Origin of the sequence: Robertmurraya beringensis, assembly GCF_042433785.1 — a bacterium.
GTDB lineage: Bacteria > Bacillota > Bacilli > Bacillales > Cytobacillaceae > Robertmurraya_A > Robertmurraya_A beringensis.
The window spans coordinates 18,100-42,713 of sequence record NZ_JBHLUU010000031.1 but is presented as its reverse complement, the minus strand read 5'-3'; the positions used below and the strand labels follow the sequence as shown (position 1 = coordinate 42,713).

The window sequence follows — 24,614 nt, the reverse complement described above, 5'->3', positions numbered from 1 at the left end:
CAGGTCTAATTGTAAATAAATTTCCAAATGGATGGAGCCACCTTTGTTGGGTATTTACTTTTTTGGCTCTAAATAGAGAATATAATTAAACTGAAAATTACGAAATTATTTATGCAACACTAGTGATTGAAGGTGTTTTAAAGAATGACAAGCTTCTGTCAGATGGGAAATATTATAATACCCTTGTGATGGGGAGATGGAATAGTACAAAATAGATATATAATCAACCAGTTAGATGGTGTCCCAACAGTTTTATTGGGGCGCTATCTTTTTTTACGAATGGTTTTTTGGGGGCTAGGAAAAAATAACCTAAAGTATTCATCCTTACTGGGGGACTTATATTGAAGCCATCTAGAAAAATGAAAGCTCTTATGTATTCGATCTTGGTTGTCTTGATTTGGTTTTTCTTATTTGGAGTACGTCTAATCGGTTATTTTTCATCAATAAGTGATAAAGGACTTAGAGCAACAGAATGTGGAACTCAAGGCTGTACTGATGCCATGTTCATTGCTAATTTGGTATGGACATGGTCTTTTTTTATTGTGATTCCCCTCATCCTCCCTATCGCTCTAATCATTTATTTTCATTTAAAGAAGAGCTGAAGAGGCTTTAAATACCATGATATAAGTTTCAGTTAAGAGGTATGTTGATTTTCTAGATTTTGGTATTATAAAATCAATTTATTCTTGGTAGCTTTTTTTTGTTTCAGATTTAAAACATATATATGAAAAAAATGGAATGATATCTTAAATTAGGATCCTTATTATGCTTTAATGTTGATAATAGAGAAATGAACAAATGATAGGAGTGTGTGTGATGGATATTAGACTAGATGATTTAAAAGGTTCAGAGATTGCTGAGTTAATAGGTGAGCATTTACATAGCATGACGTTACATTCTCCGCCAGAAAGTATTCATGCGCTTGATTTAGAAAAGTTAAGACAACCAGATATTACGTTTTGGAGTGCGTGGGAATGTTCAGAGTTGCTTGGTTGTGCGGCGCTGAAGGAGCTTGATCCTCGACATGGGGAAGTGAAGTCGATGAAAACATCTCCTCAACATTTGAGAAAAGGGGTAGCAAAGCAGTTGCTCCAGCATTTGATTGAAGAAGCAAAGCGCCGTGGCTATCAAAGAATCAGTTTAGAAACAGGTTCAATGGAGGCGTTTGAAGCTGCCAAAAGATTGTATGTCCAGTTTGGGTTTACCTATTGTGAGCCGTTTGCTGATTACAAAGAAGATCCTAATAGTGTCTTTATGACAAAGGAATTGTAAGATAAGTTAAGGAGATTATTATCGGTTTATGTTAAGAACTCAAACAAATCCCTCCCTTGTTAAAGGTGGGATTTGTTATGGTTGGCTTTCAAGTTTCTTAAATCGTTTTAAAATGATCCAACAAATAAGTCCTATAAGCCAATAGATAGGAAAAGAATAAATATGCTTCCATGTTAATTCTTTGTAGATATGTACCCACTCCATAAAGGGTTCTGCCACAAAAGCGAGAAAGGCAGAAAGGATTCCTGTTGATAGGAGAAACGGTTTAAAGTGATGCCCCCACCTTTGATATACATACATAAATGGGACGATTACGACCCCTACATCATAAGGATAGTATTGTGGGTACAAGTAAGGGGTAAGCCGAACGGGATATACCCAAACAAGTGCACTACTGCCAATGGAATCTAGGATAATTGCTGTAATACCATAAAACAATCCAAAAGCTGTAATTTCAGTAATTCTTTTTCTATCGATCGTTTTCCACCAGACAATAGGCGATAAAATACTTAATACGACGAGCAACCACCAGTTAAAGGTTAAGTAGTTATGTTCCCGCCAATACTCTCGAAGAGTTCCATAAAACTCTTTCTCGGTCTGTATGACTTGATCCAATGTAACGGAATACAGAAGAAAATCGAAAATGGAAGACAATGAGTTCACCACACTTATTTATATATATCAAGTTTAACCAAAAGAAGGATCATTCATTAATTTTTTGATTGGTGCCTATTAGTTAGAGAATACTTCACATACATATTCGTCATACTAAGTGAGCCTCTTTTTAACCAAACCATTGTTTTCAAATTGTTAAAAACTGTCTGAAAATTAAATTTATGGATAAAACACGAACGATAAGATAAAAAAATAAATAAATGTTCGATTTTTATATTGTTATTTCATTTGGAATTTGGTAGATTATTAATCAGGTATTAAATATGCATATGATGAAAACACACATAGGGGGAACGTCATGAAAAAGTTATTTTCCGTATTGATTTTAGCATTGATTCTACTAGTTGCAGGTTGTGGTGGAGCAGAAGAATCAGAAAATAATAGTAGTACTACAAATGAAGATTCGAAAAAGATTGCCTTGGTTTTGCCAGAAAAAATGGGTGTGAATCCATTCTTCCAGCAAATGGATGAAGGGGCGAAACAAGCGGCAGAGGAATTTGGTGTCGAGCTAAAGACAATTGAATCAACTGATCACTCAGCTATTGAAGAAAATCTTCGTGTAGCAGTTGCGGAAGGTTATGACCTAATTATTACTTCTTCCTTTGAATCAGAAGATGCGCTTAAAAAGGTAGCAGCAGAAAATCCAGATCGCCAATTTGCGATTATTGATACATTGGTAGATTTACCTAATGTTCAGAGTGTTAACTTCCGTGAACATGAAGCGGCTTATCTTTTAGGAGCAGCTGCAGGACTTTCAACGAAGACAGACAAAGTTGGTATGGTAGTGGCAATGGATATTCCATTAATGAAAAAGTGGACAGTAGCGTTTGAACAAGGGCTTAAGGAAACGAATCCTGAAGCTGAGTTTCTAGTGAACTATGTGGGCAGCTTCTCAGATCCTGCTAAAGCGAAGGAATTGGCGTTACTTCAAGCTTCTAAGGGTGCGGATTTTGTTGCTGGTGCTTCAGCAGTTGGTGATTTAGGAGTTTTTGAAGCAGCGAAAGAGCAAGGTTTCTTCACGTCAGGTCAAGATATTGATCGTACAGAAGTAGATCCTGAGCATGTCGTTCTTTCCCAGCTTAAAGGTACGGATGCAGCAGCTTTTGAAACGGTGAAAGCTTTTGCAAATGGTAGCTTTGAACCTGGAGTGGTTGAATATGGTCTTAAGGAAAAAGGCGTTGGCTTAACATATGTTACTCATGAAAGCAAAACACCATTACATTCTTTTGTGGGTCAGGAAGCTATTGATCAAGTAAAATCACTTTATGATGAGATTATTGCAGGTAATAAAGTGATTGAAAATCCATTAAGTGAGTAAACTGAAAAAATCAAACCGACTGCAAATTGTAGTCGGTTTCCATTTTTACAGGGGGGAAAACAATGACTTATCGCTTAGAGATGAAGGAAATGACCAAAAAGTATGGTGATTTCCTTGCGAATGATGGCATCTCCATTCAATTGAAAAAAGGAGAAGTTCTTGCGATTGTTGGTGAAAATGGTGCGGGTAAAACAACGCTTATGAGGATGCTTTACGGGCTAGAACAGCCAACGAGTGGAGAAATCAAGCTGAATGGCAAACAAGCCCAATTCTTTGGACCTCAAAATGCCATTGAACAAGGAATAGGGATGGTTCATCAGCATTTTATGTTGTTTAGTGATTTTACAGTTACCGAAAACATTGTGATTGGGCATGAACCCATCAAGAATGGATTCTTTAATAGAAAAATGGCAGCAGAACAAGTTCAAAAATTGAGTGATCAATATAAGATTCAAGTGAATCCTAGTAAAAAAGCGGGAGATTGTTCAGTAGGAGAACAGCAGCGAATTGAAATTCTGAAAGTGCTATATCAGGGGGCGGAAATTATTATTCTTGATGAGCCGACAGCTGTGTTAACCCCTTTTGAAGTAGATGAACTATTAAAAACGATTCGGTTCTTAGCGGATCAAGGAAAAAGTATCATTCTTATCACTCATAAGTTACCAGAAGTCATGAAAGTAGCCGATCATGTGACAGTGTTACGAAATGGACGTGTCACTGGGAATGTAAAAAAGGAGGACACTTCGATTGATCAACTGGCTACGATGATGGTAGGTCGAGAGCTCCAACAGCTTTCAGAGCGTAATCAATTAAATGGAGAGCCCCTGCTAGAGCTAGAAGCGGTTTCGATAAAAGGGAAGAGTTCAAAACCTGTATTGGACCAGCTTTCTTTAACCGTTCATCGCGGGGAAATCGTAGGAATTGCAGGGGTATCTGGTAACGGACAATCTGAGCTTATTCAAGCAATTTCGGGATTAACAACGGTTGATCAGGGGGATATACGGCTGTCTGGTACGAATCTAGTTGGTAAGTCCGTTGCCTTTAGAAGAAATGAAGGTCTAGCACATATACCAGAGGATCGCTTTCTTTGGGGGGCGGCGAAGGATGCTACGATTGAAGAAACCGGAGTTATGGGATATTACCATAAAAAAGCCTTTAACAAATATACGTTTATCTTGAAAAACTCATTCCGAGAGGTTGTAAAGACTTGGATCGACCGCTTTGAGATTAAAGCGAAATCGGTAGATGACAAATCAGGAAACCTTTCTGGTGGAAACCTACAAAAATTAATTGTCGCACGGGAACTAGGATTTGAAACAGATTTTCTTATTGCAGCTGAACCTACTCGTGGTGTCGATATTGGAGCTATGGAATATATCCATGAAGCAATCCTTGAGAAGCGTAACCGTGGGGATGGAATTTTACTTGTCTCTTCAGAGCTATCGGAAATTCTATTACTATCAGACCGGATTGCGGTTATGTTTGAAGGGAAAATCGTTGATATTCTTGATAGAAAAGACGCAACAGAAGAACGTCTGAGTGTACTTATGGCAGGAGGAAAAGAAGATGAATCTTCAGCGAAAAATACAACAACTGCTTAAGCCTATGTTACAACCAATGATCGCGGTACTAATTGGATTGGTAACCGGAGCACTTGCCATAGCTCTTGTTGGAGAGTCTATTATGAATACGTACAAAGTCATGTGGGATGGAGCATTTGGTAATTTCTACTTCCTTACAGCTACTCTTGCTCGAGCTACTCCAATCATATTGGTAGGATTGGGTCTAGCACTCGCTTTTAGAGCAGGTGTGTTTAATATGGGAGCAGAAGGTCAGATGGTATTGGGGGCCGTGTGTGCCGCGCTTGCAGCCCTTTATGTACCAGGTGCAGGGATCGTAAAATTGCTTTCTGCGTTTCTTGCAGGTTTTATAGCCGGTGGATTATGGTCATTGTTAGCCGGTTGGATGGAAGTGAAATACAAAGTACAGCTATTGATTTCTACCCTTCTTTTAAATTATGTTGCTGTCCTGTTCGCAGGGTATTTGGTAGCGGAACCTTTTCAGGATAAGTCAGGCTCAGCTGCCCTTGCTCAAACGCCTATGCTTGATCAAGCGGTGTGGCTTCCTAAATTATTTGCTGGAATGAGCGTGCATATGGGATTTGTAATAGCTGTGATTGGTGCGGTCATCTTATATGTGGTTCTTCAATTTACTTCTTCTGGATATGAAGTAAGAATGCTCGGAAAGAACCCTTTCTTTGCTGAATACGGGGGAATAAATAAACATAAAGTTCTCCTTTTTAGCATGTTTTTTAGCGGAGGAATTTCTGGGTTAGCTGGAACAGTGGAGGTTCTAGGATCTCAGTATCGATACGTAGAAGGAGCGCTAACCGTACCAGGCTATGCTTGGACAGGTTTAATGGCAGCACTGTTAGCCAACTCCAATCCATTAGGTACAGCAGTAGCGGCTATTTTACTTGCCGCCTTACAAACAGGTGCGATGGGGATGGAACGTAACACAGAAGTACCATTAGAAATTGCTAGCGTCATTCAAGGTGTTCTTATTTTATTTGTTACTGCAAAATTCACCCTAAGCTGGTGGAAAGTTAAAAAGAAAGCGGGTGACGTGAATGGAGCTGTTTGATTATTCTCTTTTTGCTTCTGCTATCCGTATGGTTAGTCCCATTCTTTTGGCTGCCTTAGGAGGAGCGTTATGTGCTCGAGTCGGAATCTTTAATGTGGGTCTTGAGGGCTTAATTCTAGCAGGTGCCTTCTCCGCGATCGTTGGTAACTATTATAGTGGAAGTGTTATTATAGCCGTATTAACCGGAGCCTTCGGTGGTGTTCTCGTCTCTTTATTATTTGGACTAGCCACGATCAAGTTTAAAGCTAATCCGATTGTAGCGGGGATTGCTATCAACTTTCTTGTTTTAGGATTAACTACTTTTGGCCTCCGAGCCATTTTTCAAGTAAAAGGGGCTTTTTATGATAAGGACATGACGGGGCTTCCTAAGTGGGACCTTCCACTTATTGAAAATATTCCGGTGGTTGGAAATCTTCTATCAGGTCACTCACCCCTAGTGTATACGGCTTTTATTGCAGCGATTCTATTATATGTTTTCTTGTTTAAAACCGTCGTTGGGTTCCGTATTTTAGCTGTTGGGAAAAATGAAGCAGCGGCAAGAAGCCTAGGTTTAAATGTTACCGTTCTTCAGTATGGAGCCATTGTGGCAAGTGGAGTTTTATGTGGTCTTGCAGGTGCCCAGCTTTCGCTTGGTCAAGTTACGATGTTTACTGAGGGAATGACGGCTGGAAGAGGATTTATCGCGTTAGTAGCGATGATGCTTGGTGGGTCGCATCCGATTGGCATGATTGGATCGAGTTTATTATTTGGTCTGATGGATGCGTTGAGTATCAGGCTACAAGGGTTTTCTATGCCTACGCAATTCACAGCCATGTTACCATACGTGATAACGATTATCGCGATGTTCTTTTTAAAGGATCGTGGATTAGAGTCACAAGCATCTGGACAGCAAAGCTCTAGATAAGAACAGGAGTGAAACACATGAGCTTAAACAAAGCAGACAGAATTAAACGAACAAGAGTACCAGTAGCTAATCCGAAACATGCAAAGCGGCTTCCGCCCGGCCAAGCGTTAACGGAACGTTTTCCGATTTTGCATGAAGGAGACGTTCCTGTTTACGATATGGAAAAATGGGATTTAAAAGTCTTTGGTGAGGGTGATAAAGAGGTCGTACTCACTTATAAACAGATTAAAGAAATGCCTGAAACAACTGTGACCGTTGATATTCATTGTGTAACTCGCTGGTCTAGATTTGATAATCAATTCACGGGAGTAAAGTTCAGTGATTTCTTAAAGGCATTAAATATCACTCCTAAAAGTAAATACGTGATGCTTCATGCGGACCATGACTATACAGCCAATATAGCATTGGCTGATTTGTTACATGACGACGTCCTTCTTGCTCATTCGTTTGAAGGAGAGCCATTAACGGATAAGCACGGCTGGCCACTAAGGCTTGTGGTCCCTCATCTCTATTTTTGGAAGAGTGTGAAATGGATTAGAGGCATTGAGTTCATTGACGAAAATAAACCGGGATTTTGGGAACAAAATGGATTCCATCTGAATGGAGATCCTTTTAAAGAGGAACGCTTTTCGGGAGAAGACCTTCCTATTCCCGAGGATGAATGGGAGCGAAAAGACTTTGACTAACTTTCTGCCAAACCTTAAATTAACATCAGATTGTTTACCAGAACGTGTCATTGTTTGTGGAGATCAAGCACGTGCGAAAATCATTGCAGAATTAATGGACAATCCAACCAAATTGGGTGAGAACCGTGAATACCATAGTTATTCAGGAAGCTGGAAAGGTACAAAAGTAGCGGTGGTTAGTCACGGAGTAGGAGGACCAGGGGCAGCCGTCTGCTTTGAGGAGTTAATCATGGGTGGCGCACAAACAATCATTCGTGTAGGGACGGCTGGCTCTTATCAAAAAGATGTGCAGCCTGGTAGTCTGGTCATTAGTACAGCTGCTGTAAGCTGTGATGGATTAACAAAACAAATTGTTCCTCCAGGATTTCCTGCGATTGCTGATCGGAGCATTGTGGAGGCATTAACACAAGCAGGCTCATCAAATGTGGAAGAGCTATTGGTGAAAGAAGGAATGACGCTTACTCTTGATGCGTTTTATTCTGGTGTTCTCGAATTCCCTCACCAATTGTATAAAAAAGCTGGAGTTGTCGCAGTGGAAATGGAAAACTCAGCTCTTTTTGTTATCTCGTCTTTGAAAGGAATTAAAGCGGGAGCTATTTTAGCGATTGATGGCTTTGCAGATGCAGAACTTCGAGAAGAGTATAATCCTCATAATGAGGTAGTAGGTAGAGCAGTGAATGCAGGAATGAAAGTGGCTTTAGACGCTATAATACAAGTGTAATTCAACAGGTGGTTAACGATCATGTTAAACGGGGAAGTACCTTCACTCTATAAGTAAAGGGTTCCGTTTTCGGGTGCTTTCTAATTAAAGGGCACAAGAACAGACGTATGAATTGGCATAAGTCTATCCTTTATTTATCAAGGTTTCTTGGGAATTCCATTAACTTTGACATAGCCATTTACAGCATTATTATAATGGACGATATGTATTGTACAATTAAAAAAGAGGGTCAAAACTTCTGTCATGTGCAGTGCCGTTTCAATCTATATAAGCTGGTCAATAAATAGCTGCTGATTCCCGCATCTGAGATCAAGAGGGCCCGCACTTTTCGGTTGGGGGATCAGGTTATACACTCGAACTTATAAATAGACGGAGGAATTCCGTTTAATTAGCAAATACGATAAAAAATAGCTTACATAGACGGAGAAATTCCGCCTATTGACTTGAAAAACGTGAAAATGGGGAGATTTTTCTTGCATAAACGGAAAATCTCCCCTTATTTACCCCGAAACAGGCTTCATTCTGCATTTAACCGGAAAAACGCCGCTTATTTACTTTTGCTGGTTACTCGAATAAGGGCAAGACATCTTCTTCCAAAGGGAATAGGTTTCCCCTTTTTTTACCAATGGCAATGCCAATACGACTGTCATTTCGGCACTTATTTTAAGAAAAGCACCTCAAAACGGAACCCTATACTCAAAAAGTGGTGGTCTGTTTTTAGGCCCGTACACTTTCTAGAATCAGGTTTAACCTTTGACCTCTCGAGGGTATGAAGTCTTTAACACTCGTAAAGGAGGGATGAAAGTGGAAGTACTCAACTGGATTGGGTTACTTATTATCCTTTTAGTAGGGTGGATGATTTGGTCAAAACTGACTTGGAAAACCATCATGGTCGGTTCAGACATTCGTTCAGAAGAAGCCATTAGAGATAAATATAGACTATATAAATCTGTAAATATACGTTGTCGCTTGAAAAAAGAAGTTCAGCCCCCTATTGTTACTGGAGTAAACCAAGTGGTAACCAATCATGTGGATCCAAATGCCGGTTCAACTATTCTTAAGCTACTGGTTCATCGAAGGGATATTTATAAAGTCAACCAATTGAAGTCTTAGCATAAAGGGTATTCAAAGACACAACGAAGTGCTCCTGAATACCCTTATTATTTTCTAAGGTTCAGTTCCGCCCAAACGGTTTTTCTCCTACTTGAATAGGTTGTTGTCAAGGGGGTGAATCATTTGAAATGGGGGAATTTCTTGCTCATCTTCATTAGTGCGTTAGTTTTATTATTGATTCCAATCTTCTATTTTCAGCCTGATTCAAATGAAACCAGTCAAAATCAAAATGATGCTATTACCGCTAGTACAAACGAGAAACAAAATAATACTAAGGAAGAAAACGGAAATAATGAAGATGGAAATGAAACAGCCAACACAACTAACGACCCAAACACTGATTATTGGGGAGTTGATTCTGCATCATATGCGACAGAGGGGCTATACGCCTGTGTAAATGAATATTTCGGAAAGCCTACTGTTTGGGGGAGATATCTAGGGACGATTGAGGGTGTTTCTAGTGGGTTAACAAAAGAGGAAGTAGAATACTTGCATTCAAATGGAGTAAAAATCCTTCTTATTAATAATCAATTTAACAATGCAACTGGTTATGATAACGGGGTAGAGCAAGCGAATATTGGAATCTCTTTGGCTGGAGAGTTAAATGTGCCAGAAGGAGTAGCTATATTTGCAGATATTGAACCAAATTATCCCGTAGATTCTGCCTTTATTCAAGGCTGGTTTGATACGATGATGAACTCTCCTTATGAGCCGGGAATCTATGGTGTATTCTCTCCGGATAGTGCTTTAGTTGAGTCGTACCAAGCTTCAATAAACGAAAATCAAGAGATACAAAATAAGGTCATTCTGTGGACGGCCTATCCTCATGTAGACGTAACCACTCAAGCAAATGCGCCAGAAAATGCGGCTGAGGCTCCTGAAGGTTCACATGTATATGGTTGGCAGTATGGAATTGATGCAGCAGCATGTAATATAGATACAAACCTTTTTAAAGGCAGTTTATTTGATTTTCTTTGGTAATTATACGATTCAAATACCCTCTTTCCTTAAAGGAAGAGGGTATTTTGTATATTTAATAATATTAACTAATAAATATGCTGGAATTTTGAAGTGATATATATTATATTAGAAAAATAGTAAAATGTTGAATAAATATTTAATGCTATGTAAATTTATAAATATACCTCTTTCAACATATAAAGGAGTGTTACTGATGAAGGATCAATTAAAACAACATTTAGAGACGATACAAAATAAGCTATGGAATTTGAGCGATTCCATTTACCACGAGCCTGAGTTAGGTGATCAAGAATATAAATCTATGGAAAAACTCGTCGCGTTTTTAAAGGAGCATCATTTCGCAGTGGAAACAGGAATTGTCGGTCGGGCGACTTCCTTTAAAGCGGTATACGACAGTAAAAAAGAAGGACCTACGATCGCCTATCTTTCCGAGTATGATGCACTTCCTGGAGTAGGACATGGATGCGGCCATAATATGATAGGAACAATGAGTGCGGGTGCTGGTGTTTTGTTGAGCAAATTGGTTGATGAGCTAGGTGGACGAGTGGTGGTTCTTGGAACTCCTGCTGAAGAAACGAATGGAGCGAAGGTTCCGATGGCGGAGCAAGGGATTTTTGATGATATTGACGTGGCTATGATTTTGCACCCAGCTGATGAATCCTATGAGAGTGGGGATTCCTTAGCAATGGATGCGATTCAATTTGCATTTTCAGGTCAGACAAGCCATGCAGCAGCATCTCCGGAAAAAGGAATCAATGCTCTTGATGCAGTGATTCAGCTCTTTAATGGTATTAATGCCCTTCGTCAGCATGTGACATCAGATGTTCGGATTCATGGAATTATTAAAGAAGGTGGCATTGCTGCTAACATCGTTCCTGATTATGCAGTTGCCCAATTTTATGTACGTGCGAATAATCGTAGCTATCTTGATGAAGTCGTTCAGAAAGTGAAAAATATTGCCCATGGTGCGGCTTTAGTAACAGGGGCAACAGTTGAAATAACCAACTATGAACTTAGTTACGATAACATGCTAACCAATCAAACGCTATCTGAACTTTTTACAGAAAACTTACTTGCTACAGGAGTGGAAAAGGTATTAAAAGCAAAGGACTCATATGGATCCATTGATATGGGTAATGTAAGTCATGTTGTCCCCGCGATTCATCCGTATATTGGACTTGATTCACCAGGGCTTGTTGCTCATACAAAAGAATTTGCAGATATCACCATTACAGAGAATTCCCATCAAATCTTAAGTAAAGGTGCACTTGCGCTTGCCTCAACGGGTTATGAATTACTTACGAATAAAGAAATCTTTGAAAAAGTGGTAAATGAATTCTTAGAAATGAAAAGAAGTCATGGATAATCGTATCGATTTATTAAAATAATAAAATCATGAATGTGGATTAAAGAATAATCTGAATATTTTTATATTAAAAAAGCTACTTCTCAAAATTACATGCATGTGTTATTATTCATTCAGTTGAATAATTATTCGTATACATCATATAAATGCTATTTAAGGAGGAAACAACATGAAACAGTTCGGCTTACTTATTACTTTAATTTTAACGTTAGTATTGGCAGCATGTGGCCAAAATAATGAATCTGGAAACGGCGAAGCAGGAGAGGACAAAAAGGTATTAACAATGGGAACCTCTGCAGATTTTGCTCCATTTGAATCTCGTAACACATCTGGAGAAGTAGAAGGATTTGATATTGATTTAGCTAAATACATTGCAGATGAATTAGGCTATGAACTGAAAATTGAGGATATGAAATTTGATGGACTAATTGGAGCGCTACAAGCAAATCGTGTAGACCTAGTATTATCTGGAATGTCTGCTACAGAGAAGCGTGCTCAGAATGTTGATTTTTCTACTCAGTATCATCATTCAGGTGAAATGTTTATCACATTAAAGGACTCTGAAGTCACATCTCTTGAGCAATTAGAAGGAAAAACGGTTGGAGTTCAGTTAGGAACGATCCAAGAAGAGGGTGCTCGTAAGCTTCAGGAAACAGTTGATTTTGAAATCAAGGCTATTGACAACGCAACGATCTTGATTCAAGAATTGTTATCGAATCGTATTGATGTAGCATACTTGGATAAGTCAGTAGCTACTGGATATATTAATGAGCAAGGATTAACAGGATTTGATGATCCTACGACGAGCTCACCAGGAATGGCGGTTGCTTTTCCAAAGGGCAGTGAACTAGTGGACGAAGTAAACCAAGTCCTAAAGGAAATGGAAGAAAATGGTAAGCTAGAAGAATTAAAAGCAAAATGGTTATCGGAAGAATAGGCTTAACCTGAAAAATATTAAAGTGAGGTGTAAGGCATGAATTTGGACTTTAGCCAAATTGTGCCTTATATTCCTTTTATCTTAGAAGGAATATGGGTTACATTACAGTTTGTCATTATATCGATTATTTTCGGTTTTATTTTAGGAACGGCTCTCGCGTTATGTAAAATTTCAAAAATGAAAGCATTGAACTGGTTTGGGGATGCGTATACCTCTATTTTCCGTGGGACACCATTAATTTTACAATTAATGATTATTTATTTTGCGATTCCACAGTTAACAGGCTATGACATTTCTCCCTTTTTATCAGCGATTCTTGCTTTTGGTCTAAATTCCTCTGCCTATGTATCGGAAATTATCCGTGCAGGAATTCAAGCAGTTGATAAGGGTCAAACTGAGGCCGCTCAAGCTCTTGGTGTACCTTATCGGTTGATGATGAAGGACATCATTTTGCCACAGGCTTTAAAAAATATTTTACCTGCACTCATGAACGAATTTATTACATTAACAAAGGAATCAGCTATTGTCTCAACTATTGGGTATTTAGACCTTATGCGTCGAGCTCAAGTAGTTGGTGCTGATATTTATCGAAACTTTGAACCATTAATTTTTGTAGGGGTCATTTATTGGCTACTTGTTATGGTATTAACGATCATTGGTAAAGTTGTTGAAAGGAGGTTGAAGTTCAGTGATTAAAGTGGAAAACCTCTATAAACAATTCGGTGATAATGAAGTACTAAAGGGTATCACGACCAATATTAATAGCGGTGAAGTGGTTTCGATTATTGGACCATCTGGGTCTGGTAAATCAACGTTTCTTCGCTGTATCAACTTATTAGAAGTGCCAACGAAGGGGACCATTTCGATAGATGGTCAAAGTATTACTGATAAAAATACAAATATACTTAAAGTTCGTCAACAAATTGGAATGGTTTTTCAGCATTTCAACTTGTTCCCTCATTTAAATGTTCTTGATAACTTAACGTACGCTCCGATCAAAGTAAAAGGAGAAACGCGACAAGTAGCGGAAGAAAAGGCTCGTAATTTGCTTGCGAAAGTGGGACTTACAGAAAAGGAAAAAGCATTTCCTAGTAACCTTTCAGGTGGACAAAAACAGCGTGTTGCGATTGCTCGTGCTCTTGCGATGGAGCCCAATTTAATGCTGTTTGACGAGCCAACATCCGCACTTGACCCTGAAATGGTTAAGGAAGTATTGAATGTAATGAAGGACCTAGCAAAGTCAGGGATGACAATGGCGATCGTTACCCATGAAATGGGCTTTGCACGTGAAGTGGCTGACAGAGTATTATTCCTGGATGGTGGAGTTTTACTTGAAGATGCTAGTCCGGCTGAGTTTTTTAGTAATCCAAAAACGGCGAGAGCAAAAGATTTCTTAGAGAAGGTATTATAAATTATAGTTAGAGATAAGGGCTATCCAAAAGGATGGCTCTTTTTCAATATCTTGTTCCTTATTACGGAGTATGCAAAGCAATATGTTGAAAAAGTTAAAGCTGCACGCGGAGAAGATGTGTTAGAAGCAAAAACTATATAAATATGAAAGTAGGGTATTCATGGTTACATGAATACCCCTTAACTATTTTCCTACATATTTTCCATTAAGCGTTTGGCGATTTTTGCATAATCGTCACGATCGATTCCAGGAGCAAATTCCTCCGGTAGTTCCTCTAAATTAGGAATAGGTGCACCCTTAGGAGCTCCAGTAATTACTTGGAGTTGGTTTCCATTCTCAGGGTTGGTCCCTTTCCAAATTTTTGATAGATCGGTATAATGTCCTACATCATTCCATGTATATAAAACATTTGATAACCCTTGATCCTCAAACTTTTTTGCATGATCGAACTTTCTGTTAGATAGATTAGGAATCGGAACCATTTTTTTAACATCTACGCCCGTAGCAATTTCTAAAGCTTTAGCATAAGCGAGCACATGCGTCCCACCTCTGACAAGTAAGTACCCTATCATTTCCCGAGCAGTTTCATGTTCTGTCATTTCATATACACGCATCTTATGTGTTCGGGCTCCTACTTCTAAAAAGAAATTATGAAGTAAATCTAGTACTAAGTTTCCGCTGCTAAAGACATTGTCTCCAGTCCAAGGGCGCCCCATAGAATCACCTGCTAATGCCGTTTGAGCAGTAGCTATAAAGTGATACGTACTGCGTGCATCCATCCCTTCACGTAAAGGGGTAACATCAGGGTCGCCAGGAAAGGTATTCCCGCGGGATAACAAATTTATGGTATTACTAACGAGTTCCACATGACCAAATTCTTCTGCTGTAATACTTGCAACGAGGTCATAAAAAGGTTTTAATTTATCTTTTTGCCGGAAGTTAAAAGACTGATACATATAATTGTTTAAAGTTGACATTTCCCCAAATTTTCCACCTAACAACTCCTGAACAGCCGCGGCTGCATTCGGATCACCATGCTCTGGAACGGGAAGGTCAATCAATAATTTATTTTCACGTTTAAACATCGGATGCCCTCCTTATCCTCTAGGAATAACCCAGATAATTTGTTGAGTACGAATAAAGAAAGGTGAACCCCCAGACTCCACTACAATATGGTCAGGCATAACAGACTTAAGTAAGCCAGTTACAGTCCCTCTGACCGTTTGGACAGCAACCATTCGTCCGGTAATGCCTTGAAATGCATGATACACATACGAGTCAATATGACTGACAAAAGATGGTGTTTGTTGATTCATGAAGTTTTCGCTCCTTTGTTTTGTAATATCCAACAGTTATATGTATGACGGGACTCAAATATTTATACATAGTAGTATACAAACTAATAGTTTATTCAGAAGTTTCTTGACATTATTTTTATAGATTGATAAGGTTAAAAAAATTCTATCCTGTTGTGATGGAGGGAGCCGTATACGTTGAAGAAAAACAACCCAATTGATGCTATTTTACAAGAGCATTCACTTATTATAGTAGATGGAGCAATGGCTACCGAGCTTGAAACCCAAGGATGCAATTTGGATGATCCTCTATGGTCAGCAAGTGTGTTACTTGAGAATCCGCAGATGATTTATCAAGTGCATTTAAACTATTTTCGGTCAGGGGCAGATTGTGCGATCACTGCAAGCTATCAAGCAACTGTAGAAGGATTTGCTAAACGTGGATTACAAGAGGAAGAAGCCTTGGAATTGATAAAAAAGACAGTCGTGCTTGCAAAGAGTGCAAGAGATGACTTTTGGCAAGAAGATCCACAATCTGATAAACCCAAACCATTGGTAGCTGCATCTGTTGGTCCATACGGTGCGTTCTTAGCAGATGGCTCAGAATATGTTGGGAACTATGGAGTGAGCGATAAAATCCTTAGGGATTTCCACCGTCAAAGAATGGCGGTACTGATTGAAGCAGGAGCTGATATTTTGGCATTTGAAACCATTCCTTCCCTTCAAGAAGCGAAAGTATTAATCTCTCTATTGCAGGAGTTTCCTGGAACTTATGCCTGGCTATCCTTCTCCTTGAAGGACGAATGCTCAATAAGTGAAGGTACATTGTTACAAGAATGTGCTAAACTAGTAAATGAATGTGAACAGATTGCTGCGGTTGGCTTCAACTGTGCTCCATTAGATTATGTTACAGGGGCCATTAGCAATCTTAAAAGCTATACAGACAAACCTATCATTGTTTATCCAAACTCTGGAGAAACGTATGATCCCGAGACAAAAACTTGGCACGGTCAAGAATCATGCCATACACTCGAGTCGAAATCAAAAGAGTGGTACGAAGCTGGGGCTCGATTAATTGGTGGATGTTGCCGAACATCACCAAAGGATATTGAAGCTGTAGCGGGAAAGTGGCGCTAATTTCCGAGGAAATATCAAAAACTTCGTGATAATTTTCCATAATTCGCTAAAATATGTACATCCATATGGCAAAAAACGCAAGTGATTATAAAAGTCACTTGCGTTTTATTATGAATTTAAGCTCTTGACTTAATACTCGTGCTTCCTCGCTGATCTCAACTGTATCCTCCAGAGGCGTAGTAGAAGATGTTTGTTGAACATTTGAGTCAGAATTATTTCCTTGGAGTCTTTATGAATTCATTATTACGAGGAAACCTTAAAAAATCCTTAAAGATTTTAAAAGGGAGAATGAAATTGATAAAGGAATTCCAAAAGAGAAGGTAATTATTTGAGTGGAATCTGAAAATACCACAACATAAAGCTAATAATACCTGTCGATAACAAATAGGTTAAAATTGGGCGAGAATAATGTAATCGAATCATGCTATACATGACCGCATAAAAGAGGAAATCCATCCAATAGGAATAATTGTTATGTAAAAGAAGCCTTTCAAATTTATAGAAAACATATTCAATTGCCATGGAAGAGATGACCCAAAGGCTAATAAACCGGATTTGCCTAAACAATGAAAAGGTTAAGTACACAAGTGTAATCGCGGGCAAAGTAATAAACGTATATAAAAGGTCAATCATAGTGTGTGACATCAGGAAGAAATCCGGCTTATATTCCCACAGCAATTTGTCATGACAAAAGAAGTTATAAAGTAAATTACATGTGCATCACATACAAACACGCTCGTCCCTTGTTAGAGGGATAGGTGTGTTTTTTGTTTTTTTAAGAAAATATTTAAAGCCATGAAAAGGACATGAGTGCGACTGAACGGTTAACAGAGAGGGGAGACAAGGCTGGAATCTTCCTAACGCAGCAGTTACATTTACCACCTTGGAGCAGTATTGGTGAACGTAAAGTAATCAATACCGTAGAAGCTACGATACAGCAAACCAAAGCCATCTCTCTTAGTGTAGAGGTGGGAAGTTGGGTGGAACCACGAGAAAACACACTCGTCCCTTTTTTAGGGACGGGTGTGTTTTTTATTTTATAAAGGAGGCTAGATCAATGGAAGTAAATATTCAATTTCCTGATGGAAGTATAAAAAGATATCAAGAAGGTGTAACTTTAGAGGAAATCGCTCAGGGAATCAGTCCAAGTTTGCGGAAGAAAGTAATCGCTGGAATGGTGAACGGAATGATGGTTGATCTGGGAAGAGAGATCCGGAATGATGCAAGTATTCAATTGATTGAAAGAAATTCAGAAGAGGGTATTAAGATTATGAGACATTCAACTGCCCATGTGTTAGCTCAGGCAATTAAACGGTTGTATCATCATGTCGATTTATCTATTGGTCCAGTGATTGAGAATGGATTTTACTATGATGTGGATGTCCCAGAAAGCATTACAGTAAAAGACTTAGGAAAAATTGAAAAAGAAATGAAAAAAATCGTTGCTGAAAATCTACCTATTAAAAGGGAAGAGTGGTCAAGAGAGGAGGCGAAGCAAGTTTTTGCAAAAGCCCCTTATAAGCTTGAATTGCTTGATGCGATTCCTTCCGAAGAAAAAATAACTGTATATCGTCAAGGCGAGTTTTATGATTTATGTCGTGGCCCGCATGTACCGTCCACTGGATTTGTAAGAGAGTTTAAATTAACTCATGTTTCGGGTGCTTATTGGCGAGGAGATAGCAATAATAAGATGTTACAACGTGTGTATGGAGTTGCATTTCCTACAAAAGAAGAACTCGAGGAATATTTCCACTTTTTAGAGGAGGCTGCTAAGCGAAACCATCGGAAGCTAGGAAGCGAGCTCGAACTGTTCATGTTTTTCGAAGAAGCACCTGGTATGCCATTTTACTTAACAAATGGACAATTGATTCGAAATGAACTGGAAACTTTTTTAAGGAAGATTCAAAATTCCTTTGACTATAAAGAGGTTCGAACACCTATTATGATGAATCAGCGATTATGGGAGCAATCTGGTCATTGGGATCATTATAAAGACAATATGTATTTCTCAGAAGTGGATGAACACAGCTTTGCTTTAAAGCCAATGAATTGTCCCGGACATATGCTAATATTTAAGGATAAGCTTCGTTCATATCGTGACCTTCCGATTCGTATGGCGGAGTTTGGGCAGGTGCATCGGCACGAATTTAGTGGTGCACTAAATGGGTTGTTACGAGTGAGAAGCTTTTGCCAAGATGATGCACATATCTTTGTCACACCTGAGCAAATAGAAGAAGAAATTTCTTCGGCTTTACAATTAATTGACTATGTATATAAAGTATTTGGCTTTGATTATAGGATCGAGTTATCGACAAGACCGGAAGATTATATGGGGGAAGAGGCGTTATGGGATCGAGCAGAAGGGTCTTTGGTAAATGTGTTGAATAAACTGGGTCTGCCTTTTCAAGTTAACGAAGGGGACGGGGCATTTTATGGGCCGAAGATCGATATTCACATCAAGGATTCTCTAAAAAGGAGCCATCAGTGCGCAACAGTTCAGCTTGATTTTCAAATGCCTGAAAAATTTGATCTATCCTATATTGATGAACACAACAAAAAGGTCCGACCTGTGGTTATTCACCGAGCTGTATTTGGCTCGATTGACCGCTTCCTAGGTATCTTAATTGAGCATTTTGGCGGGGCCTTCCCTGCATGGCTAGCACCGGTTCAAGTCAAAGTGATACCCGTTTCGAAAGATGTTCATCACGAATATGCAATGAAATTAAAACAGCTACTTAAAAAAGATGAAGTTCGAGTAGAGGTTGATCTTCGTGACGAGAAGCTAGGCTATAAAATAAGAGAAGCCCAAATGAAAAAGATTCCTTATGTGTTAGTAGTAGGGGACCGTGAACAGGAACATCATTCGGTTAGCGTGAGGCAGTATGGTTCGGAGAATGTGATGGATATGGATTTTGACCAATTTACTAACGTCCTTTTAGAGAAGATTGTTGATAAGAAGTGATTAAAAGACTGAATCATTGTAAGAAAAAACTGAAAACGAATTGTGATGTAACAGTAACACTCATGCCTTTTTACTTGGAAGACCAATGGATAGGCTCCTACATTATTCTCAAGCCATCTATCAACAATAAAGATAGTAATGATGTTATCGATCAGTTAGCTCAATTGTCTGAAAAGCGTGCAACTGCTGGTCACTTAGCAGCTGGGATTGCACATGAGATCCGGAATCCTATTACAGCCATAAAAGGGTTTCTACAGCTATTAAAGGATGAACAAGAAGGAAATGAAATTTATTATGGAGTGATTGATTCTGAGATCGAAAGAATAGAACTTATTCTAAGAGACCTGATGGTTCTAGCAAAGCCAAATAAACAAAAGTATGAAAAGGTAAATATTCAGTTACTTCTTGATCTGGTGCTGACCCTTATGGAACCACAAGCGCTCTTAAATAATATTCAGCTACAGAGAAATTTTTATTTTGATCAGGCCTTTCTCTTGGGTGACAACAATCAATTGAAACAAGTGTTTATTAATTTTATTAAAAACTCTATAGAGGCCATGCAAGATGGTGGAACGATTACCATCGAAGGTAGAATATTAACTGATATGAGCATAGCAAGATTGGAATTATGACACAAATTCAGGTATGCTGCTTTTCGTTTCTAATTCTGTTTCCTTTGATTTAAAAACAGAGGATAAGGGTAGTGATGGAGTATACAATGCTATTCGAGCAATTGGTACTCAATTCCATAAAATGCCAGTGACTTTACGAACGGTCCCTTCTCCTACTAATAGCTATGCTGTTGAATCAAAAGGTGTGTTGCTACCACTTGAAAACTTCATTTATGAAAGAGGACAAATGGAGCTGTTACTGACTCAAGCAAATAATGTTAAAAAGGGATATATGACACATAAGAACATGATTGAAGAAGCATTAAATCGCTCCATTGAAGATATTTTTATTATGTGGGATTATGTGGATGATAAAAATTATCTAATTATTATCTTTGGGAGAATAAATTAACTAGTACGAAGAGAGAAGTGGACGCAAGTAGCCACTTCTCTTTTTGCTTTAGAGAAAAGAGAAAATAAAAAAACTGGGCAACCTAATTCTACCTAAATAAATTTTAGATAGACAAATATGAAAGTGAGGTTAACCAATATGACTACTGAATCCCTTCATGAAAAACTCATGAAATTAAGTAGCTTAACCAGCAAGATGCTAAGGAAAAATTTTGGACGGGGTCCTGATTCTTGCTTTGCCTTTGCTAACGGTCCATTTCTTGTTTTTTACATAAGAGGGTTTCTTTCACCTATGGAAGCTGTATTGCTGGAAAATGGAAATATAGACAATATAGATATGTCTCGTACAATAGTTATGGGAAAAATTTTGAATCAATTGAAAGGCATACTCGAAGTTGATTTTGAGGATGAGGTAAAGTCAAGCTATCACGATTGGAATTATAAACAAAATACAGGTATGATCACGATTGAATTTGAGAGTAATGTAAAAGGGGTGGTTGCAACAAGTGAAGAGACACCAATTCTTAAAGATTTAATTAATGAGGTAAATCGAATAAGCATTATTGTCTAGAAGAAACCGGAAAATACTGAAGCATTTGCTATTACTCCTAAAGTGTACTTGGTCAGAAGAGAAGGGATTTTGGTTGAAATTGAAAAATCATTAATTGAGAAAGGATATGAGCAAACCCTGGTTGTTACGAAAGATGAATTAGAAAAATCATTTTTGCATCATAATGGACATTTTGAAGAAATTTTTAGCCGGCCGGTTGAGGACATTCTTGTAGATTGGGATTTACATAAAGACAATAGCGTCATATGTTTTATACTAAAAAATTGAGTAATGTTTAAAACCAATTCCATTCGTTCATAAAGATAGTAGTATATTCTCCAAAGAGGTGTCTTTATGATCGAGTTTCTTCAAGAGCTTTTTCATTCCAATAATCAGTTAGTGACTTTTATCATTGGTGCAGTCTTTATATTTATCATCGTTTCAATCATTCGCTCTGTCTTTCGAATAGTCCTTCCATTTGTTGTCATCGGATTAGTCATGGTCGTTTTTCTTGGACATTCACCTGATGATGTGATGAATAAAGGGAAGCAGTTTTTCGCTCAAGGCTCAAACTTGATTCAAGACCTTTTGCCTTTTATTCAGTATAAGGATGGAGACTTTTTAGAGACACCACCAGGGTCTGCTCCGTTTTCTGAGGAAAAAGAAAACAAAGAGATTTTTAAAAATGATGGAAATGACCTTGAAATAAATAAGTTTTAATAAGTCTTTATGGAAGCTTTACCAAAGAAAAGAAATCCTTTTTTCCTCCATAAGGTTTCATTATAATTAGTGAAGAGGTGAAAGCTTATGGCACGTGAACGGAAATTTTCCAATGAGGAACTGTTTCAGACTGTAAAGAAAATACTTCTTCAACATGGATATGAAGGATTCCATTTTGGTCTGTTAGCAGAGCAACTGGATGTATCTAGAGGAGCTTTATATAAATACTTTGAAAACAAAGATGAGTTGATTACGGATTTTATACTGTATGAAATGCAGTTATTTATTACAGATTTGTCTCAGATAGAAAACCAGGGAAACTTTGAAGCTCAGTTTGATTTCTTAATGAAGCTTATTTTTGATAGGGCAGAAGTTCATCAACTCATTACGGTTGTCAAACAAATGGGAACTAGTTCAAATGAAAAAGCAATAGAAAGAAAAGAACAGCTAGAAAAGCTTCCTTTAGAAATGTATCGCTATTTACAAAATTTTATTTCATTTGGGAAAAGGGAAGGAAAACTTAAAGAACATATTCCTGATAGTGTCATGCTCGGATTGATATTTCAATCGATCGCCGTTCCTAATCATGATGGTTTGTCAAAGTCTGTTTGGGTGGAGTCAATCAAGGAAATCATTAGTAAAGGAATGTTTGCACATTCATAATTGACACAACTGTCACTTACGCTTGATAATAAGGGTGACAATTGTGTTTTTTATTTTTATCCAAAGTAACACTTGTGTCACTATATATTATTAAATAAGGGGAGAGAACCATGAAATCAATTCTCAAAAGAATTACTGATCGAGTTTCCACCAGAAAAGGAACTTGGGTTACGTTAGGTGTTTGGGTCATAGTAACCGTCCTTCTTGCCATACTTGCACCAAGTGCGAAAGATTACGAATCATCCAATATTTCGTCATTACCTAGTGATGCAAAGTCAGTTATTGCTCAAAATAAACTGGATCAATATTTTAAAGATAATGACGGAACTCCGGCAATTCTTGTTTTTCAATCAAGTGACGCTAAAGCAGTAAATGTATCTGAATTAAAGTCGTTTATTAAGGAGGTTGAAAAGGTGGAGGGTGTTAAGGAAATCGTTCCAATCACCACTTTGCCACCACAAGCTATTGAAAGTTTCTTTTCAGATGATAAAAGCACGGTTATCCTACCAGTTACTTTTGAGGCTGACTTTGAAGCGAAAGAGATGCGGACCTCACAAGAGAAGATGATGGAGATTGCTAAGGAATCTACGAATTTGACGTTAACGATCACCGGACCTGCTGGTATTGCTGTAGACGCTCTAGATTTATTCTCGCGAGCAGATGTGGTGCTCCTTTTATCAACTGTTGGCCTAATCCTTGTCTTGTTAATCGTGATTTACCGGTCCCCTCTACTTGCTTTAATTCCACTTCTTGCTGCCGCTTTTGTCTATGAAGTGGTGAATCAAGTGCTTGGTCTAATGGGGAAAGCGGGCTTGCTTATTAACAACCAAACATTTTCAATCATGACGATATTATTATTTGCTGCAGTGATTGATTATTCATTATTTGTCTTTTCTCGTTATCGAGAGGAGTTAAAATCGTACGAAAATAAGCATGAAGCGATGAAAGAAGCAATGAGAGAGACAGGATTACCCGTTTTCTTCTCGGGTGGTACAGTCCTTGCTGCCATGTTGGTATTATTCTTCGCAGAATTTGGGGATTACCGAAATTTTGCCCCTATTTTTGCAACGGCCATGCTGATTATCATGCTTGCTTCGGTCACATTAGTTCCTGCTCTCTTTACACTATTTGGAAGGAAATCGTTTTGGCCTAAAATTCCTAGAGTAGGGGAGGAATCCGTTAAAGCCAATTCTTTCTGGAGCAAAATAGGCCGAAGTGTAGTGAAGAAGCCCGTTGTTTCAACTGTTGCGATTGGGATAATCCTAGTGGTATCCGCATTAAATATGTTCAATCTGAAGTACGAGTTTGATACAATGAAGTCCTTTCCAGAGGATATGCCATCGAGGATCGGGTATGAAATTTTACAAGAAAAGTTTGAAAAGGGGGATTTAGCTCCAACAACGGTCTTGTTTGAAGCTTCTGAGCAAGTGACGATGGAGCAACAGGATTCCATCATGAAAGAGCTAGCGAAACAACCCCTTATTAGCAGTGTTCGTCCAAGTGGTGTAACAGAAGACCAAAAAGTTGTTCAATTTACGCTTACTTATACAGAAAGTCCATACGATAGTGAAACGATGGATGCGTTGGAGAAAACGAGAGATAATTCACAGGAAATTGTAAAGGATGCAGGTCTCGAAGGTGAGCTTTACTTCGCTGGCGAAACAGCGAATCGAATTGACGATCGAGCAACGAATAACAGAGACCTTATTGTGATTGTTCTGTTAGAGTCCATACTCATCTTTGCTATCCCTGATCGTAATGACAAAGTCGTTCAAGCTACCTTTATATATGATGGGGACCATATTATTATCGTTCCTGGCAGCTGTTGGGTTAGGGATGTTCCTGACAAACCTATTTTTTGATATTGATACGGTTAGTAACCGCGTCCCACTATACTCCTTCGTCTTTTTAGTGGCGTTAGGAATTGATTATAATATCATTCTTATTTCAAGGTTTTTGGAAGAAAGAAAAATTCACCCCGTTAAGAAAGCAGTTGAAATTGCTGTAGCCAATACGGGCGGTGTGATCTCTTCAGCAGGAATTATTCTTGCTGCTACCTTTGCCGTGTTAATGACTCAACCCATTCAATTATTATTTGTATTTGGCTTTATTGTTGCAGTCGGGATACTATTAGACACCTTCTTAATACGAGGAATTTTATTACCAGCATTGCTTGTTTTGTTTGAAAAAGATTCGTCTATGCAAAAAGGTCATCAATAAGAATAGAGCCAGTCACAA

25 protein-coding genes and 3 pseudogenes are annotated in these 24,614 nt (G+C 38.4%); 25 read left to right on the top strand and 3 right to left on the bottom strand.

Annotation, left to right across the window (positions count from 1 at the left end):
* Positions 1-125: 125 nt before the first annotated feature.
* From ACFFHF_RS10580 to ACFFHF_RS10570, 3 genes and pseudogenes are all read left to right on the top strand, one after another.
* Positions 126-215: pseudogene (locus ACFFHF_RS10580) on the top strand (GNAT family N-acetyltransferase); the annotation flags it as partial.
* Between the two features lie 126 nt (positions 216-341).
* Positions 342-602 carry a hypothetical protein gene (locus ACFFHF_RS10575; RefSeq protein ID WP_340902611.1) on the top strand — a complete coding sequence of 87 codons (261 nt, stop codon included), beginning with the start codon at positions 342-344 and terminating at the stop codon, positions 600-602.
* A 214-nt stretch (positions 603-816) separates the two neighbouring features.
* Positions 817-1,272, top strand: a complete 456-nt coding sequence (locus ACFFHF_RS10570; RefSeq protein WP_160549494.1) for a GNAT family N-acetyltransferase — start codon at positions 817-819, stop codon at positions 1,270-1,272.
* Positions 1,273-1,347: 75 nt separating this feature from the next.
* Here the strand turns inward: ACFFHF_RS10570 and ACFFHF_RS10565 are convergent, their stop codons facing one another.
* Positions 1,348-1,926: a CBO0543 family protein gene (locus tag ACFFHF_RS10565; protein ID WP_340902612.1), complete on the bottom strand. Its 579-nt coding sequence runs from the start codon at positions 1,924-1,926 to the stop codon at positions 1,348-1,350.
* 319 nt (positions 1,927-2,245) lie between these two features.
* Between ACFFHF_RS10565 and ACFFHF_RS10560 the strand changes: the two genes are divergently transcribed.
* From ACFFHF_RS10560 to ACFFHF_RS10505, 12 genes are all read left to right on the top strand, one after another.
* Positions 2,246-3,265 carry a BMP family protein gene (locus ACFFHF_RS10560; protein ID WP_340902613.1) on the top strand — a complete coding sequence of 340 codons (1,020 nt, stop codon included), beginning with the start codon at positions 2,246-2,248 and terminating at the stop codon, positions 3,263-3,265.
* 62 nt (positions 3,266-3,327) lie between these two features.
* A complete protein-coding gene (locus tag ACFFHF_RS10555) occupies positions 3,328-4,866 on the top strand; it encodes an ABC transporter ATP-binding protein (protein WP_340902614.1) in 1,539 nt (512 codons plus the stop codon).
* The gene (locus ACFFHF_RS10550) at positions 4,832-5,908 is read left to right on the top strand and encodes an ABC transporter permease (RefSeq protein WP_340902615.1); all 1,077 of its coding nucleotides are present in this window, start codon (positions 4,832-4,834) and stop codon (positions 5,906-5,908) included. The genes ACFFHF_RS10555 and ACFFHF_RS10550 overlap by 35 nt, the downstream gene beginning before the upstream one ends.
* On the top strand, positions 5,895-6,812 hold the full coding sequence (locus tag ACFFHF_RS10545) for an ABC transporter permease subunit (RefSeq protein WP_160549499.1): 918 nt from the start codon (positions 5,895-5,897) through the stop codon (positions 6,810-6,812). The genes ACFFHF_RS10550 and ACFFHF_RS10545 overlap by 14 nt, the downstream gene beginning before the upstream one ends.
* Before the next feature lie 17 nt (positions 6,813-6,829).
* Positions 6,830-7,498 (top strand): molybdopterin-dependent oxidoreductase, encoded by a 669-nt coding sequence (locus ACFFHF_RS10540; RefSeq protein ID WP_160549500.1) that lies wholly within the window; start codon positions 6,830-6,832, stop codon positions 7,496-7,498.
* Positions 7,470-8,219, top strand: a complete 750-nt coding sequence (locus ACFFHF_RS10535) for a nucleoside phosphorylase (RefSeq protein WP_377058080.1) — start codon at positions 7,470-7,472, stop codon at positions 8,217-8,219. Before ACFFHF_RS10540 ends, ACFFHF_RS10535 begins: the two co-directional genes overlap by 29 nt.
* A gap of 804 nt (positions 8,220-9,023) precedes the next feature.
* Positions 9,024-9,332 (top strand): hypothetical protein, encoded by a 309-nt coding sequence (locus tag ACFFHF_RS10530; protein WP_377058079.1) that lies wholly within the window; start codon positions 9,024-9,026, stop codon positions 9,330-9,332.
* Positions 9,333-9,446: 114 nt separating this feature from the next.
* Positions 9,447-10,313: a glycoside hydrolase domain-containing protein gene (locus tag ACFFHF_RS10525; RefSeq protein ID WP_377058078.1), complete on the top strand. Its 867-nt coding sequence runs from the start codon at positions 9,447-9,449 to the stop codon at positions 10,311-10,313.
* Between the two features lie 193 nt (positions 10,314-10,506).
* Positions 10,507-11,679 carry a M20 family metallopeptidase gene (locus tag ACFFHF_RS10520; protein ID WP_377058077.1) on the top strand — a complete coding sequence of 391 codons (1,173 nt, stop codon included), beginning with the start codon at positions 10,507-10,509 and terminating at the stop codon, positions 11,677-11,679.
* 169 nt (positions 11,680-11,848) lie between these two features.
* Positions 11,849-12,616 carry a transporter substrate-binding domain-containing protein gene (locus ACFFHF_RS10515; RefSeq protein WP_160549504.1) on the top strand — a complete coding sequence of 256 codons (768 nt, stop codon included), beginning with the start codon at positions 11,849-11,851 and terminating at the stop codon, positions 12,614-12,616.
* 36 nt (positions 12,617-12,652) lie between these two features.
* Positions 12,653-13,312, top strand: a complete 660-nt coding sequence (locus ACFFHF_RS10510; RefSeq protein WP_160549505.1) for an ABC transporter permease subunit — start codon at positions 12,653-12,655, stop codon at positions 13,310-13,312.
* Positions 13,305-14,027: an amino acid ABC transporter ATP-binding protein gene (locus ACFFHF_RS10505; RefSeq protein ID WP_340902622.1), complete on the top strand. Its 723-nt coding sequence runs from the start codon at positions 13,305-13,307 to the stop codon at positions 14,025-14,027. Before ACFFHF_RS10510 ends, ACFFHF_RS10505 begins: the two co-directional genes overlap by 8 nt.
* Positions 14,028-14,218: 191 nt before the next feature.
* Here the strand turns inward: ACFFHF_RS10505 and ACFFHF_RS10500 are convergent, their stop codons facing one another.
* Positions 14,219-15,112: a manganese catalase family protein gene (locus tag ACFFHF_RS10500; protein WP_377058076.1), complete on the bottom strand. Its 894-nt coding sequence runs from the start codon at positions 15,110-15,112 to the stop codon at positions 14,219-14,221.
* A 12-nt stretch (positions 15,113-15,124) separates the two neighbouring features.
* Complete coding sequence (locus tag ACFFHF_RS10495; RefSeq protein WP_160549507.1) at positions 15,125-15,343, bottom strand: YuzF family protein; 219 nt, start codon at positions 15,341-15,343, stop codon at positions 15,125-15,127.
* Between the two features lie 177 nt (positions 15,344-15,520).
* Here ACFFHF_RS10495 and mmuM point away from each other — a divergent pair, with 177 nt between their 5' ends.
* The 10 genes and pseudogenes from mmuM to ACFFHF_RS10445 all read left to right on the top strand — a co-directional run bounded on the left by mmuM (position 15,521) and on the right by ACFFHF_RS10445 (position 24,596).
* Positions 15,521-16,459, top strand: coding sequence for a homocysteine S-methyltransferase (gene mmuM, locus ACFFHF_RS10490; RefSeq protein ID WP_160549508.1), 939 nt, complete (start codon positions 15,521-15,523; stop codon positions 16,457-16,459).
* An 806-nt stretch (positions 16,460-17,265) separates the two neighbouring features.
* The gene (locus ACFFHF_RS10485) at positions 17,266-17,502 is read left to right on the top strand and encodes a hypothetical protein (RefSeq protein ID WP_340902626.1); all 237 of its coding nucleotides are present in this window, start codon (positions 17,266-17,268) and stop codon (positions 17,500-17,502) included.
* A gap of 14 nt (positions 17,503-17,516) precedes the next feature.
* On the top strand, positions 17,517-19,421 hold the full coding sequence (gene thrS, locus ACFFHF_RS10480) for a threonine--tRNA ligase (protein ID WP_377058075.1): 1,905 nt from the start codon (positions 17,517-17,519) through the stop codon (positions 19,419-19,421).
* Entirely contained in the window at positions 19,418-20,053 is a 636-nt protein-coding gene (locus ACFFHF_RS10475; protein ID WP_377058074.1) for a histidine kinase dimerization/phospho-acceptor domain-containing protein, read from the top strand. The genes thrS and ACFFHF_RS10475 overlap by 4 nt, the downstream gene beginning before the upstream one ends.
* 13 nt (positions 20,054-20,066) lie before the next feature.
* On the top strand, positions 20,067-20,444 hold the full coding sequence (locus ACFFHF_RS10470; RefSeq protein ID WP_160549513.1) for a hypothetical protein: 378 nt from the start codon (positions 20,067-20,069) through the stop codon (positions 20,442-20,444).
* A 138-nt stretch (positions 20,445-20,582) separates the two neighbouring features.
* The gene (locus ACFFHF_RS10465) at positions 20,583-21,014 is read left to right on the top strand and encodes a Na-translocating system protein MpsC family protein (RefSeq protein WP_377058073.1); all 432 of its coding nucleotides are present in this window, start codon (positions 20,583-20,585) and stop codon (positions 21,012-21,014) included.
* 15 nt (positions 21,015-21,029) lie between these two features.
* Positions 21,030-21,281: pseudogene (locus ACFFHF_RS10460) on the top strand (Na-translocating system protein MpsC family protein); the annotation flags it as partial.
* Between the two features lie 66 nt (positions 21,282-21,347).
* A complete protein-coding gene (locus ACFFHF_RS10455) occupies positions 21,348-21,713 on the top strand; it encodes a hypothetical protein (protein ID WP_377058072.1) in 366 nt (121 codons plus the stop codon).
* Between the two features lie 87 nt (positions 21,714-21,800).
* Positions 21,801-22,376: a TetR/AcrR family transcriptional regulator gene (locus ACFFHF_RS10450; protein WP_377058071.1), complete on the top strand. Its 576-nt coding sequence runs from the start codon at positions 21,801-21,803 to the stop codon at positions 22,374-22,376.
* 110 nt (positions 22,377-22,486) lie between these two features.
* Positions 22,487-24,596, top strand: a pseudogene (locus tag ACFFHF_RS10445) (MMPL family transporter).
* Positions 24,597-24,614 lie beyond the last annotated feature (18 nt).